Origin of the sequence: Citrobacter sp. RHBSTW-00887 (assembly GCF_013728095.1) — a bacterium.
GTDB lineage: Bacteria > Pseudomonadota > Gammaproteobacteria > Enterobacterales > Enterobacteriaceae > Citrobacter > Citrobacter braakii.
This window is the reverse complement of record NZ_CP056267.1, coordinates 697,301-711,543: the sequence shown is the minus strand read 5'-3', so window position 1 is coordinate 711,543 and position 14,243 is coordinate 697,301. Positions and strand designations below refer to the sequence as shown.

Sequence of the window (14,243 nt, the reverse complement as noted above, 5' to 3'; positions counted from 1 at the left end):
CCCTTCATCCATAAGCTTCTCATATGATCGATTTCCCGATGTGCTGAGGCATACTTTTTTGTATGCAAACACCCTCATACTGATAAGGGAAACGCTCTGGACACGGTTGCGCACGAGACACTCACACGGGGCTGGCAGGCCGAACTGGATCTGCATTTCACCCGCACTGGGCACAACACGGTGCTCGCCTCGGCGCGTCATCATGGTCCATTGACGGTTCAGCGCCCGTTTTACCCGGAAGAGGACGTCTGCCACCTCTATTTGCTTCATCCACCCGCGGGGATCGTCGGCGGGGATGAACTACACATTGCCGTAACTCTCAACGAAAACAGTCATGCGTTAATCACCCAGCCCGGCGCGGGAAAGTTTTATCGCAGCGGTGGGCCGCAGGCGTTGCTGCGCCAACATTTCACGCTCGCCCCGCACGCCACGCTGGAGTGGCTCCCCCAGGATACGATCCTCTTTCCTGGCGCCAACGCCACTATCCAGTCCGTCTTTCACATGGCGTCGGAGAGTCGACTGCTGGCCTGGGATCTGCTGTGCCTCGGGCGACCAGTTATGCAGGAGTCCTTCAGCCACGGCTCGCTGCAAAACCGTCTGGAAGTGTGGCGAAATGGGCAGCCGCTGCTGATAGAGCGCTTGCAGTTGCAGAAGGGGGAGCTGAGCGGCGTCGCGCACCATCCCTGGGTCGGCACGTTGCTGTGTTATCCGGCCACTGAAAACATGCTGGAAGGCACGCGCGAGCGGCTGACGCCGCTTGGCGATTACGCCGGGGCAACGCTTAACGACTCACTGCTGACGATCCGCTTTCTTGCCGACGACAACCTGATTGTTCAGCGCGTTATGCGTAACATCTGGCAATTTCTGCGCCCGCTTTTGACACACAAACCGCCCGTACTACCGCGAATCTGGCAAACCTAAGAGACCCCGTATGGAACTGACTCCCAGAGAAAAAGACAAGCTGTTGCTGTTTACCGCCGCGCTGGTGGCAGAACGTCGCCTGGCCCGCGGGCTGAAGCTGAACTATCCGGAATCGGTGGCGCTAATTAGCGCTTTCATCATGGAAGGGGCACGCGATGGTCAAACTGTGGCCTCGCTGATGGAAGATGGGCGTCACATCCTGCGCCGCGATCAGGTGATGGAAGGCGTACCGGAGATGATCCCAGATATTCAGGTTGAAGCGACGTTTCCGGACGGATCAAAGCTGGTCACCGTCCACAACCCGATCGTTTAAGGAGCGGCAATGATCCCTGGTGAATATCAGATAGCCAAAGGCAATATCGCGCTCAATCAGGGGCGGGAAACCTGTACGATCGTGGTGGAAAACCATGGCGACAGACCCATCCAGGTGGGATCGCACTATCACTTTTCCGAGGTGAACCCGGCGCTGCGCTTTGACAGGCGGGCTGCACGCGGCTTTCGTCTAAACATTCCTGCGGGCACGGCGGTACGTTTTGAGCCGGGACAAAAACGCGAAGTCGAACTGGTGCGCGTCGCTGGCGCACAAAGGATCGTGGGTTTTCGCAACGAAGTGATGGGCGCGCTGGAGGCAAATGATGAGTGAAATTTCACGGCAGGCGTACGCCGACATGTTTGGCCCAACCACCGGCGATAAGGTACGTCTGGCGGATACCGACCTGTGGATTGAGGTGGAAAAAGACTTCACCACCTACGGCGAAGAGGTCAAATTCGGCGGCGGGAAAGTGATCCGCGACGGCATGGGTCAGGGACAAATGCGCGCGCAAGCGTGTGTGGATCTGGTGATAACCAACGCCCTGATCGTCGATCATTGGGGGATCGTGAAAGCGGATATCGGCATCAAGGACGCCAGGATCTTCGCCATCGGCAAAGCAGGTAATCCTGATATTCAGCCCGACGTCACGATCCCGATAGGCGTGGGAACTGAAGTCATCGCCGGGGAAGGCAAGATCGTCACCGCGGGCGGCGTGGATACGCATATTCACTGGATCTGCCCACAGCAGGCACAGGAGGCGCTGGTTTCCGGCGTAACGACGATGATCGGCGGCGGCACCGGCCCGGCAGCAGGAACTAACGCCACCACCTGCACGCCGGGTCCGTGGTACATCGCGCGCATGCTGCAGGCGGCAGACGCCTTGCCGGTTAACATCGGTTTGCTGGGTAAAGGCAACGGCTCAAACCCTGACGCCCTGCGCGAGCAAATCACCGCGGGCGCCATTGGCCTGAAAATCCATGAAGATTGGGGCGCCACGCCAGCCGCCATCAACTGTTCCCTGGAAGTAGCAGAGGAGATGGATATCCAGGTGGCGCTGCACAGCGATACGCTCAATGAGTCCGGTTTCGTTGAAGATACGCTGGCGGCGATTGGCGATCGCACCATTCATACCTTCCACACCGAAGGCGCGGGCGGCGGCCATGCGCCAGATATCATCACCGCCTGCGCGCATCCGAATATTCTGCCCTCCTCCACTAACCCGACGCTGCCCTATACCGTCAACACCATCGACGAGCATCTCGACATGCTGATGGTTTGCCACCACCTCGATCCGGATATCGCCGAAGACGTGGCCTTTGCCGAATCACGCATTCGCCGGGAAACGATCGCTGCCGAAGATGTGCTGCATGACATTGGCGCGTTTTCCCTGACCTCGTCCGATTCACAGGCGATGGGGCGCGTGGGCGAAGTGATCCTGCGCACCTGGCAGGTGGCGCACCGCATGAAGGTTCAGCGTGGTCCACTGGCAGAAGAAACAGGCGACAACGACAACCAGCGCGTTAAACGCTACGTCGCCAAATACACCATCAACCCGGCGCTAACCCACGGCATCGCCCACGAAGTTGGCTCCGTTGAGCCTGGCAAGCTGGCCGATCTGGTGCTGTGGTCCCCAGCCTTTTTTGGCGTAAAACCAGCGACGATCGTAAAGGGCGGGATGATCGCGTGTGCGCCGATGGGCGATATCAACGCCTCGATCCCCACCCCGCAGCCGGTGCATTACCGCATGATGTTCGGTGCACTTGGCGCGGCGCGGCATCGTACTCGGCTGACCTTTATTTCGCAGGCCGCTAACGCGCAAAACATCCCGCAGCAGCTCAATTTGCAAAGCGCCATCGCCGTCGTCAAAGGCTGTCGGACGGTGAAAAAGGCCGACATGATCCACAACGGCCTGCAACCCAATATTACCGTCGATGCTCAGACTTATGAGGTGCGCATTGATGGCGAACTTATCACCAGCGAACCGGCAGACGTTTTGCCGATGGCGCAACGCTATTTCCTGTTTTGAGGAGTGACGATGATCTACCTGACCCAACGCCTTGACCACGCCCACCGCGTCACCGCAAGCGTCACGCTACCCATTGATATTCGAGTAAAAAGCCGTGCCAGAGTGACGCTGAACGACGGTCGCGAAGCCGGGCTAATGCTTCCGCGCGGTTTGCTGTTACGCAGTGGTGATCTGCTGACCACCGAAGATGGCAGCGAGGTGATCGAAGTGATCGCCGCGCCGGAGTCAGTTTCCGTGGTGCGCTGCGCCGATCCTTTCCTGCTCGCCAAAGCCTGTTATCACCTCGGCAATCGCCACGTTCCGCTGCAAATTCTGCCGGATGAGTTGCGCTACCATCACGATCATGTGCTGGACGCCATGTTGCGCCAGTTCAGCCTGGAGGTGACGTTCGCTCAACTACCGTTTGAACCGGAAGCAGGCGCTTATGCCAGTGAATCACACGGGCATCATCACGCCCATGCGCACTGATGCATAACATCCAACAGCTGCGTCTGATGCAGCTCGCCAGCAGCGCTCTCCCGGTGGGGTCGTTTACCTGGTCCCAGGGTCTGGAGTGGGCGGTTGAAATCGGCTGGGTGAAAAGCGCCGATGACTTCTCTGACTGGCAAATCCAGCAGATGGAGCAGAACTTCTTTACCGTCGACCTACCGCTACTGGCGAGACTGTATCGCGCCTGCGAGCAGGACGATCTCGCTGCAGCACACCGCTGGAGCGCTTACCTGTTGGCCTGTCGGGAAACCCGCGAACTTCGAGATGAAGAACGCAGTCGGGGCGCGGCGTTTACGCGGCTGGTCACCGACTGGGAAGCAGATTGCTCGCGGGAGTGGCGCGCGCTCTTTGTCGACAGCCAACTCTGCGGTATGGCCTGGCTGGGCGTGCGCTGGAAAATCCCCCTGACGGAGCTGGCGTTAAGCCTCGGCTACAGCTGGATTGAGAGCGCAGTGATGGCTGGCGTCAAACTGGTTCCATTTGGGCAGCAGGCGGCCCAGCGTTTGATCATTGCGCTTTGCAATCGGTATGCGCAAGGTCTGGCACAGGCGCTGGCGTGTCCTGACGACAGCCTCGGCTCCGCAACGCCGTTGGCGGCCATCGCATCTGCCCGGCATGAAACCCAATATTCCCGATTATTCCGCTCCTGAGGAGAAAAAATGAGTAATAACAAGCATCCCCTGCGCGTGGGCGTTGGCGGCCCGGTTGGCTCCGGTAAAACGGCGCTGCTGGAAGCGTTATGCAAATCCATGCGCAGCAGCTATCAACTTGCGGTAGTGACCAACGATATCTATACCAAAGAAGATCAGCGCATTCTCACCGAGGCAGGCGCCCTGGAGCCAGACAGGATCGTCGGCGTGGAAACCGGCGGTTGCCCGCACACCGCTATCCGTGAAGATGCGTCGATGAATCTGGCCGCCGTTGAGGCGCTGAGCGAGAAATTCGGCAATCTGGATCTGATTTTTGTGGAAAGCGGCGGCGATAACCTGAGCGCCACCTTCAGCCCGGAATTAGCGGATCTGACGATCTATGTGATCGACGTTGCCGAAGGTGAGAAGATCCCGCGTAAGGGTGGCCCGGGGATCACCAAATCTGATTTTCTGGTGATCAATAAAACCGATCTGGCCCCTTACGTGGGCGCCTCGCTGGAGGTGATGGAACGCGATACCCTACGCATGCGCGGCGAGCGTCCGTGGACGTTTAGTAATTTAAAATCCGGAGAGGGTCTGGAAAAAATTATCGCGTTTCTGGAAGAGAAAGGGATGCTGCGGGAGTAGAGTATTGCCCGGTGGCGCTACGCTTACCGGGCCTACAATATTATGTGCTTATGCCGCCGGTAATTCCGCCAGCGGCCAGCGAGGACGCACGGTCACGCCAAGATCCGCCGTTGCACCCGCTTTAAAACGCACCATGCCCGCGTAGGCGATCATCGCCCCGTTATCGGTGCAAAATTCCGGACGCGCGTAAAACACTTCGCCACGACGCTTTTGCATCATCTCGGCCAGTTTTGCACGCAGCGTACGGTTAGCGCTCACGCCCCCCGCCATCACCAGACGTTTAAAACCGGTTTGATCCAGCGCGCGTTTACACTTGATCATCAGCGTATCAACCACAGCATCTTCAAACGCACGGGCGATATCTGCACGCGTCTGATCGTCATTTTCGTTATTACGAATGGTATTCGCGGCGAAAGTTTTCAGGCCGGAGAAACTGAAATCCAGACCCGGACGGTCGGTCATCGGGCGCGGGAAGACAAAGCGTTTTTCAACGCCTTGCGATGCAAGCTTTGACAGCATTGGGCCGCCAGGATAATCCAGCCCCAGCAGCTTGGCCGTTTTATCGAACGCTTCACCGGCGGCATCATCTATCGATTCACCCAGCAATTCATACTGCCCAATACCGGTGACGCTGATCAGTTGCGTGTGACCGCCGGAAACCAGCAGCGCAACGAACGGGAAAGCAGGGGGATTATCTTCCAGCATCGGCGCCAGCAGATGCCCTTCCATATGGTGCACAGGAATTGCCGGTACGCCCCAGGCGAACGCCAGCGAACGTCCTACGGTTGCGCCGACCAGCAGCGCGCCAACCAGACCAGGACCTGCGGTATACGCCACCGCATCAATCTCTTTTGCCGTCAGTCCCGCTTCTTTCAGCGCGGCCTGGATCAGCGGTACGGTTTTACGTACGTGATCGCGCGAGGCCAGTTCTGGCACTACGCCGCCGTAGTCAGCGTGTAATTTCACCTGACTATACAATTGGTTGGCTAAAAGACCTTTTTCATCGTCGTAAATGGCGATGCCGGTTTCATCGCAGGATGTTTCAATACCCAGTACACGCATGACTTGTTTTACCTCGCTCTATTACCGCGCAGTGTAGGACCAATGCGGGTTGATGTAAAACTTTGTTCGCCCCAGGAGTTCCGCTCGTGTATACTCCTTATCCTTATAAAAGTCCCTTTCAAAATCGCGTCGGTGCTTTACAAAGCAGCAGCAATTGCAGTAAAATTCCGCACCATTTTGAAATAAGCTGGCGTTGATGCCAGCGGCAAACCGAATTTATAAAGGTGAGAGTTACATGCCGGTAATTAAAGTACGTGAAAACGAGCCGTTCGACGTAGCACTGCGTCGCTTCAAGCGTTCATGCGAAAAAGCAGGTGTTCTGGCGGAAGTTCGTCGTCGTGAGTTCTATGAAAAACCGACTACTGAACGTAAGCGCGCTAAAGCTTCTGCTGTGAAACGTCACGCGAAGAAACTGGCTCGCGAAAACGCACGCCGTACTCGTCTGTACTAATCCATTGAGAGCCAAGGCTCTCAATTCAGACAGAGTTGTAGTTGTAAGGCCGTGCTTCCGGAAGGAATGCGCGGCTTGTTTTCGTTTATACGCGTCATCATTCAAGCTGCCTCTGCGTTGGCTGCAGTCGTTCCCTCCAGTCACGTACTGATGTACGCTCCTGAGGATTCGCTCCCTTGCCGTCTTGATGCATCTTGAATGATTTTGTGTATATAAGTCATAAAAAAATAAACGGGGCATATGGCTGGACGAATTCCACGCGTATTTATAAATGACCTGCTGGCAAGAACCGACATTGTCGATCTCATCGACGCGCGGGTAAAGCTGAAGAAGCAGGGTAAAAATTATCACGCGTGCTGTCCGTTCCATAACGAAAAAACCCCCTCTTTCACCGTAAACGGTGAGAAACAGTTTTATCACTGCTTTGGGTGTGGCGCACATGGCAACGCCGTCGACTTTCTCATGAACTACGACAAGCTCGAGTTTGTGGAAACCGTCGAAGAACTGGCCGCAATGCACAACCTTGAAGTGCCCTATGAAGCAGGCAGTGGCCCTAGTCAGATAGAGCGCCATCAACGGCAAAGCCTTTATCAATTGATGGACGGCCTGAACACTTTTTATCAACAGTCTTTGATGCAACCCGCCGCTACCCCCGCGCGCCAGTACCTGGAAAAGCGAGGATTAAGTAGCGACGTGATCACCCGTTTTGCTATTGGTTTTGCGCCCCCCGGCTGGGACAACGTCCTGAAACGGTTTGGCGGCAATGCTGAGAATCGTAAATCGCTGGTCGATGCGGGAATGTTGGTCACCAACGATCAGGGACGCAGTTACGATCGCTTCCGCGAACGGGTGATGTTCCCCATCCGCGACAAACGTGGTCGAGTCATTGGTTTTGGTGGACGCGTGCTGGGCGATGCCCTGCCGAAGTATCTCAACTCCCCGGAAACCGATATTTTCCATAAAGGTCGCCAGCTGTATGGCCTTTATGAAGCCCAGCAGGATAACGCCGATCCGCAGCGCCTGTTAGTGGTAGAAGGCTATATGGATGTGGTGGCGCTGGCGCAATACGGCATTAACTACGCTGTGGCATCCCTTGGGACGTCAACCACCGCCGATCACATCCAGTTGTTGTTCCGCGCGACGAACAACGTAATTTGCTGTTACGACGGTGACCGTGCCGGACGCGACGCAGCATGGCGCGCGCTGGAAACCGCACTGCCCTATATGACAGACGGACGCCAGCTACGCTTTATGTTTTTACCTGACGGCGAAGACCCCGATACGCTGGTGCGTAAAGAAGGGAAAGAGGCCTTTGAAGCCCGGATGGAGAAGGCGCTGCCACTCTCCGCGTTTTTATTTAACAGCCTGTTGCCGCAGGTGGATTTGAGTACCCCAGACGGACGCGCACAGCTCAGCACGCTGGCATTACCGCTGATTACTCAGGTACCAGGCGAAACGTTACGCATTTATCTGCGACAGGAGTTGGGAAACAAGCTCGGCATTCTGGATGACAGTCAGCTTGAACGTTTAATGCCAAAACTGGCAGAAAATGGGGCTTCCCGCCCTGTTCCACAGCTAAAACGTACGACCATGCGTATACTTATAGGGTTGCTGGTACAGAACCCGGGTCTCGCCCCGCTGGTTCCGCCGTTAGGCGCACTGGATAGCAATAAGCTGCCTGGACTTGGCTTATTCAGAGAACTGGTCAACACTTGTCTGGCTCAGCCAGGTCTGACCACCGGACAACTTTTAGAACACTATCGTGGCACAAATGATGCTGCGACCCTTGAAAAACTGTCGATGTGGGACGATATAGCAGATAAAGATATCGCAGAAAAAACCTTCACCGACTCACTCAACCATATGTTTGATTCGATGCTTGAGCTGCGCCAGGAAGAGTTGATAGCTCGTGAGCGCACACACGGTTTAAGCAGCGAAGAACGCCGGGAACTCTGGACGCTGAACCAGGAACTGGCCAAGAAATAACAGAAAGACAAAAGTATTTAACGGCTTAACTGCCGAATATCGCTCGGGAAGCCCCCGACAGCCGCACGGAGAGGCAGCGGCAAAATATAAGTATGCCCTCGTTTTGCCGTTGGCGGTTTTACCGCCCAACACCAATCAAACGAATTAAGTGTGGATACCGTCTTATGGAGCAAAACCCGCAGTCACAGCTGAAGCTACTTGTCCAACGTGGTAAGGAGCAAGGCTATCTGACCTATGCCGAGGTCAATGACCATCTGCCGGAAGATATCGTCGATTCAGATCAAATCGAAGACATCATCCAAATGATCAATGACATGGGTATTCAGGTGATGGAAGAAGCACCTGATGCCGATGATCTGCTGCTTGCTGAAACCTCCAACAGCACCGATGAAGACGCGGAAGAAGCGGCTGCCCAGGTTCTGTCCAGCGTTGAGTCTGAAATCGGTCGTACAACTGACCCGGTCCGCATGTACATGCGTGAAATGGGTACCGTTGAACTGTTAACCCGTGAAGGCGAAATCGACATCGCTAAACGCATCGAAGACGGGATTAACCAGGTTCAATGCTCCGTTGCCGAATACCCGGAAGCCATCACCTACCTGCTTGAGCAATACGATCGTGTAGAAGCTGAAGAAGCGCGTCTTTCCGATCTGATCACCGGCTTTGTCGATCCGAACGCGGAAGAAGACATGGCGCCAACGGCGACACACGTCGGTTCTGAGCTCTCTCAGGAAGAGATGGATGACGATGCAGACGAAGATGAAGAAGATGACGACGACAGCAGCGATGACGACAACAGCATCGACCCTGAATTAGCGCGTGATAAATTCGGTGAACTGCGTACTCAGTACGAAATCACTCGCGACACCATCAAAGCAAAAGGCCGCAGCCATGCTGCCGCGCAGGAAGAAATTCAGAAGCTGTCTGAAGTGTTCAAACAGTTCCGCCTGGTGCCGAAGCAGTTCGACTACCTGGTAAACAGCATGCGCGTCATGATGGACCGCGTGCGTACTCAGGAACGTCTGATCATGAAGCTCTGCGTTGAGCAGTGCAAAATGCCGAAGAAAAACTTCATCACCCTGTTCACTGGCAACGAAACCAGCGAAACCTGGTTCAACGCGGCAATCGCGATGAACAAACCGTGGTCTGAAAAACTGCACGACGTGGCAGATGACGTTCACCGCGGACTGCAGAAACTGCAGCAGATTGAAGAAGAAACCGGCCTGACCATCGAGCAGGTTAAAGACATCAACCGTCGCATGTCCATCGGTGAAGCGAAAGCCCGCCGTGCGAAAAAAGAGATGGTTGAAGCGAACTTGCGTCTGGTTATCTCTATCGCCAAGAAATACACCAACCGTGGTCTGCAGTTCCTGGATTTGATTCAGGAAGGTAACATCGGTCTGATGAAAGCGGTTGATAAGTTTGAATACCGTCGTGGTTACAAGTTCTCTACCTATGCAACCTGGTGGATCCGTCAGGCGATCACCCGCTCGATCGCGGATCAGGCACGTACCATCCGTATCCCGGTACATATGATTGAGACCATCAACAAGCTCAACCGTATCTCCCGTCAGATGCTGCAAGAGATGGGCCGCGAGCCGACGCCGGAAGAGCTGGCTGAACGCATGCTGATGCCGGAAGACAAGATCCGTAAAGTGCTGAAGATCGCTAAAGAGCCTATCTCCATGGAAACGCCGATCGGCGACGATGAAGATTCGCATCTGGGTGATTTCATCGAGGATACCACCCTCGAGCTGCCGCTGGATTCTGCTACTACCGAGAGCCTGCGTGCCGCAACGCACGACGTTCTGGCTGGCCTGACCGCCCGTGAAGCGAAAGTTCTGCGTATGCGTTTCGGTATCGATATGAATACCGACCACACGCTGGAAGAAGTCGGTAAACAGTTCGACGTTACCCGCGAACGTATCCGTCAGATCGAAGCGAAAGCGCTGCGTAAACTGCGCCACCCGAGCCGCTCTGAAGTGCTGCGTAGCTTCCTCGACGATTAATCTCGCCGCATAAGCATAAACGCCACCGCAAGGTGGCGTTTTTCTTTATAGTCCCCGCCTGGCCAGGGCGTCATTCACTTCCCGATACGCCTCCACCAGTTTATCCAGAGTAATCCGACTTAACCCGCTGGGATTCGGCAAAACCCATATTTGCGTCGCGCCAATAGTCAGCGTTTGTTTTCCCCACTGCGCCCCACGCTGGCTGAGGCCCTGCTCAAATGCCTGCTTCCCAAGGATTGCGAGTCCGGCGGGCTGATACTCTTCTATTTTCTCAATGAGCTTACGACCGCCGTTGCGCATCTCCTGTAACTTCACTTCATTGGCTTGCACCGTCGGTCTGTCGACAAATTTAGTCACGCCGCAACGGAAGTCCAGCAAGTGTTGTGCCTCTTCGGGTTTGAGCTGGCGATCGGTAAATCCCGCCTGATGGATGACCTTCCAGAAGCGATTAGCGGGATGTGCAAAGGGGAATCCTGTACCTGCGGAAGACAACCCCGGATTGATGCCGCAAAACACCACCCGCAGCCCCGGCGCCAGTATGTCCTTAACCATAATTACTCCCATCAATACATCAGAGGAACAAGTATAACGGACTGAAAATACATTGTTTATAAAAACAGCATCCGTACGCTTATGTCTGGATTGCAACGCGGAGTTACTTTATAATCCACCGCCACGGCCCCTTAGCTCAGTGGTTAGAGCAGGCGACTCATAATCGCTTGGTCGCTGGTTCAAGTCCAGCAGGGGCCACCAAGATTCAAGGACTTGCGAGAAATCGCAGGTCCTTTTTTTTTGGGGGCTCTTCCGTAGATGTTGGCACGAGCCAAAAGGATTCCTGCTGGAACAAATCAATATCTGTTCGCGCCAAAATGTGAAATGAGAGCCGGGAAGAATACGGCAGGCGGGGCCTGAAGATATATTATGGGATGCCTCTGTCCAGCAACAAGCTGGTCACAGTCCCCCTCTGGACGTTGCCATCCAGAGATGGAAACGTCCGTTAGAGTTTGATTCGATAGTCAGCTCAAACTAGCTCTTTGAGCTGCTCCTGCATATAGGTTGAAAAATATTCTGGGTTCTTGATAAGGATGCGGTTACCGGAGGCCACTTTTTCTGCCCATCCGGCCACTTTTTTCGTGAACTCGGGATTCCATCCCTCCTGCTCACCCCGTGCCATCACAGCTTCCGGACTTGCTGGCACACCTAAGTCATGCAAATACTTTAAGATTCCCTTAGCGGTACTTTCATCCATTGAATGGGGTACTGACGCCGAAGTGTTCATACCACCAATAAAATCCAATGCTTTCTCAATTGCTGTTGGCATGCTCTTATCCTTAAAATTAACCACGTGAGAGACACATTTATACTATGTACCCAACTCCGTCGGGATATCAAAGAGAACATCACCTTTATTTGATTTACCCCGCAGCTAAACGCTTGCGGCGGCTGTTTTCTGCACGATTAATTCGCTATCCCGGCCAAAACCAGCCCGGTCGCTACCGCATTACGCGGCCCTTCGGTACCACGGATGTTGCCCTGTCCGGCAACCACGCCGTAATGCGCCAGCGCGTCGGTGATCATCTGCGGGATTTCGAAATCCAGCGAGGAGCCGCCCACCAGCACCACAAAAGTCATATCACGAATAGAGCCGCCGGGTGATACCTGGCGTAAAGCGCGCAGGCAGTTGGTCACAAAAACTTTCTCTTTGGCCTGTCGGCGCACCAACCGAATTTTTTCCAGCGAGGTCTGGTTATCTACGGGGATCAGCTCGCCGTTTTTCAGATAAACGACTTTGGCAAACACTGACGGACTGAGCGGTTCGCGAAAAAACTCCACCGCGCCGTTCTCGTGGCGAATGCTGAACAGGCTCTCCACTTTTGCCAGCGGGTATTTTTTAATTTCCTCCGCCAGAAACGGATCGCTTAAGCCCAGCTCGGTTTGAATCAACAGGCTGACCATATTCCCCGCGCCAGCCAGATGGACCGCTTTCACAACGCCATCGCTATTGATAATGGCGGCATCGGTAGAGCCTGCGCCTAAATCGAGGATCGCCAGCGGTGCAGCACATCCGGGCGTTGTTAACGCACCGGCAACAGCCATGTTGGCCTCCACGCCGCCGACTTCAACCGGGATGTTTAACCGGGCGCTCAGCTCACTGGCGATGGCCTGCATCTGTAAGCGATCGGATTTCACCATCGCCGCAATGCCAACGGCGTTCTCCATTGAACACTCCCCGGCAATACCGCCCTGCACCTTGCGCGGAATAAACGTATCCACCGCCAACAGATCCTGAATATACACCGCGTTCATGTCGTGACCGGTCAGCGAGGCCATAACCTTACGCACCCGCTCCAGCATGCCGCCTGCATGCGTACCTGCTTCACCACGAATATCGCACACGGGCGCACAGGTGCTCATCGCCTGCATAATGGCCTGTGCGCCTTGCGCTACGTCGGCTTCACCGCCGCGCTTTTCGCCGCGGATAAAGATCTTACCCGCCGGGATCACCCTTGAGCGCACATCACCCTGCGGGGTTTTCAGCACCACGGCGGAACGGTTGCCAATTAGCGCTCTGGCGATGGGGACGATAGTTTGCGTTTCCTCGGGCGTCAGGGTAAAAAAGGTCGCGATGCCGTAAGGATTCGACAGCACACGCACCACCTGTCCTGGGGCTGCCACTTCCACCGCCGCCAGCACACCTTCCGGCACCTTCTCCAGCAGGGTGACTTCATCTACCACCGGCATTGTTCGACGCAGGCGATTGTTCACCAGCACGCCATCATCTTTTTTCAGGATCGCCGCCACCACGTTGACACCGCGATCCAGCGCCTCATTGATAAACCAAACCGCCTCGAGGAAATCCCTCTCCTCACCGACCAGCGGGATCCAGCCCTGGATAAACCGATCTTCACTCAACGCCGCCAGCTTCTCCACGGCGATGGTGGTTCCCATTCCCACGCCAACGCCGCCGGGCGTTTGCGGGTTATGCCCAATCATTGTTGATTCGGTAATGATGGTTTCAGTGATGGTTTCCATCGCCACATCGCCAATCACCGGTGCCGCCTCGTTGATGCAGATTTTCGCCACGTCCTGAAGCGACCACGGGGTGTTATTCAGCGCCTGCTGCAGGGAGGCCACCACCCCGGTAATATTGTCCCGTGTGCCTTTCATACCGGTCGTAGCGACAATCCCGCTGGAGATAAACCGGCCATGCTGCGCCAACGCCACTTCGGTGGTGGCGTTGCCGATATCAATCCCTGCAATTAACGGCATACAACCTCCGTCACTGGCTGCCTTTACGCAGCTTATTTCTCTGCAGATACACCTCTGCCGACTCGCGGACAAACCCGGCGTTCACCGTGGCATGCCAGGTATGTTCCAGTTCATCGGCAATGGCCTGAAGCTCGGCGAACGAAGAACGAAACGGCCGCAGCGCGTTGTAAATTTCTAGAATACGGGCATCCGGGATTGCTATAAGCTCCGCCGCACGACGGAAATTACGCGCCACGGCGTGACGCTGCATCTGTTCGGCAATCTGCGCCTGGTACTCCAGCGTTTGCTGAGAAATACGCACATCCTGCGGACCTACGCGGCCCGCCAGCACATTCTCAAGGGTAATCTCGGTTAGCGGTTTGCCGGTAGGAGTCTGGATTTTCTCAGGGCAGCGGGTTGCTAATGGATAATCCTGCGCGGTCATGATGTTGTCGTTCAT

15 protein-coding genes and 1 tRNA gene are annotated in these 14,243 nt (G+C 55.3%); 11 read left to right on the top strand and 5 right to left on the bottom strand.

All coding sequences use genetic code 11. From position 1 onward, the window contains the following. Positions 1-96 precede the first annotated feature (96 nt). Genes HV314_RS03415 through ureG form a run of 7 tightly spaced genes read left to right on the top strand, consistent with a single transcriptional unit; the run spans position 97 to position 5,026 of the window. Positions 97-921 (top strand): urease accessory protein UreD, encoded by an 825-nt coding sequence (locus HV314_RS03415; RefSeq protein WP_203457716.1) that lies wholly within the window; start codon positions 97-99, stop codon positions 919-921. Positions 922-931: 10 nt separating this feature from the next. Next, the gene (locus HV314_RS03410; protein ID WP_019077709.1) at positions 932-1,234 is read left to right on the top strand and encodes an urease subunit gamma; all 303 of its coding nucleotides are present in this window, start codon (positions 932-934) and stop codon (positions 1,232-1,234) included. Between the two features lie 9 nt (positions 1,235-1,243). Further along, on the top strand, positions 1,244-1,564 hold the full coding sequence (locus HV314_RS03405) for an urease subunit beta (RefSeq protein ID WP_080859507.1): 321 nt from the start codon (positions 1,244-1,246) through the stop codon (positions 1,562-1,564). Beyond that, complete coding sequence (ureC, locus tag HV314_RS03400) at positions 1,557-3,260, top strand: urease subunit alpha (RefSeq protein WP_019077710.1); 1,704 nt, start codon at positions 1,557-1,559, stop codon at positions 3,258-3,260. The genes HV314_RS03405 and ureC overlap by 8 nt, the downstream gene beginning before the upstream one ends. 9 nt (positions 3,261-3,269) lie before the next feature. Further along, complete coding sequence (gene ureE / locus HV314_RS03395) at positions 3,270-3,728, top strand: urease accessory protein UreE (RefSeq protein ID WP_016157501.1); 459 nt, start codon at positions 3,270-3,272, stop codon at positions 3,726-3,728. Further along, positions 3,728-4,399: an urease accessory protein UreF gene (locus HV314_RS03390; protein ID WP_181547329.1), complete on the top strand. Its 672-nt coding sequence runs from the start codon at positions 3,728-3,730 to the stop codon at positions 4,397-4,399. Before ureE ends, HV314_RS03390 begins: the two co-directional genes overlap by 1 nt. Before the next feature lie 9 nt (positions 4,400-4,408). Beyond that, positions 4,409-5,026: an urease accessory protein UreG gene (gene ureG / locus HV314_RS03385; protein WP_016154547.1), complete on the top strand. Its 618-nt coding sequence runs from the start codon at positions 4,409-4,411 to the stop codon at positions 5,024-5,026. Positions 5,027-5,074: 48 nt separating this feature from the next. On the opposite strand, the gene tsaD is transcribed toward ureG, so the two are convergent. Continuing rightward, positions 5,075-6,088 carry a tRNA (adenosine(37)-N6)-threonylcarbamoyltransferase complex transferase subunit TsaD gene (tsaD, locus tag HV314_RS03380; protein WP_003024694.1) on the bottom strand — a complete coding sequence of 338 codons (1,014 nt, stop codon included), beginning with the start codon at positions 6,086-6,088 and terminating at the stop codon, positions 5,075-5,077. Positions 6,089-6,323: 235 nt separating this feature from the next. Between tsaD and rpsU the strand changes: the two genes are divergently transcribed. From rpsU to rpoD, 3 genes are all read left to right on the top strand, one after another. Then, positions 6,324-6,539, top strand: a complete 216-nt coding sequence (rpsU, locus tag HV314_RS03375; protein WP_001144069.1) for a 30S ribosomal protein S21 — start codon at positions 6,324-6,326, stop codon at positions 6,537-6,539. Positions 6,540-6,779: 240 nt separating this feature from the next. After that, complete coding sequence (dnaG, locus tag HV314_RS03370) at positions 6,780-8,525, top strand: DNA primase (RefSeq protein ID WP_046276250.1); 1,746 nt, start codon at positions 6,780-6,782, stop codon at positions 8,523-8,525. Between the two features lie 164 nt (positions 8,526-8,689). Then, positions 8,690-10,534 (top strand): RNA polymerase sigma factor RpoD, encoded by a 1,845-nt coding sequence (rpoD, locus tag HV314_RS03365; protein WP_181547327.1) that lies wholly within the window; start codon positions 8,690-8,692, stop codon positions 10,532-10,534. Positions 10,535-10,579: 45 nt separating this feature from the next. Here rpoD and mug read toward each other — a convergent pair whose 3' ends face one another. Beyond that, entirely contained in the window at positions 10,580-11,086 is a 507-nt protein-coding gene (gene mug, locus HV314_RS03360; RefSeq protein ID WP_053388745.1) for a G/U mismatch-specific DNA glycosylase, read from the bottom strand. A 125-nt stretch (positions 11,087-11,211) separates the two neighbouring features. Between mug and HV314_RS03355 the strand changes: the two genes are divergently transcribed. After that, a tRNA-Ile gene (locus tag HV314_RS03355) sits at positions 11,212-11,287 on the top strand. Between the two features lie 268 nt (positions 11,288-11,555). On the opposite strand, the gene HV314_RS03350 is transcribed toward HV314_RS03355, so the two are convergent. The 3 genes from HV314_RS03350 to HV314_RS03340 all read right to left on the bottom strand — a co-directional run bounded on the left by HV314_RS03350 (position 11,556) and on the right by HV314_RS03340 (position 14,243). Further along, the gene (locus HV314_RS03350; RefSeq protein WP_071524484.1) at positions 11,556-11,879 is read right to left on the bottom strand and encodes a DUF1889 family protein; all 324 of its coding nucleotides are present in this window, start codon (positions 11,877-11,879) and stop codon (positions 11,556-11,558) included. 113 nt (positions 11,880-11,992) lie between these two features. Next, a complete protein-coding gene (locus tag HV314_RS03345; RefSeq protein ID WP_181547325.1) occupies positions 11,993-13,804 on the bottom strand; it encodes a diol dehydratase reactivase subunit alpha in 1,812 nt (603 codons plus the stop codon). A 10-nt stretch (positions 13,805-13,814) separates the two neighbouring features. After that, entirely contained in the window at positions 13,815-14,243 is a 429-nt protein-coding gene (locus HV314_RS03340; RefSeq protein ID WP_047358662.1) for a diol dehydratase small subunit, read from the bottom strand.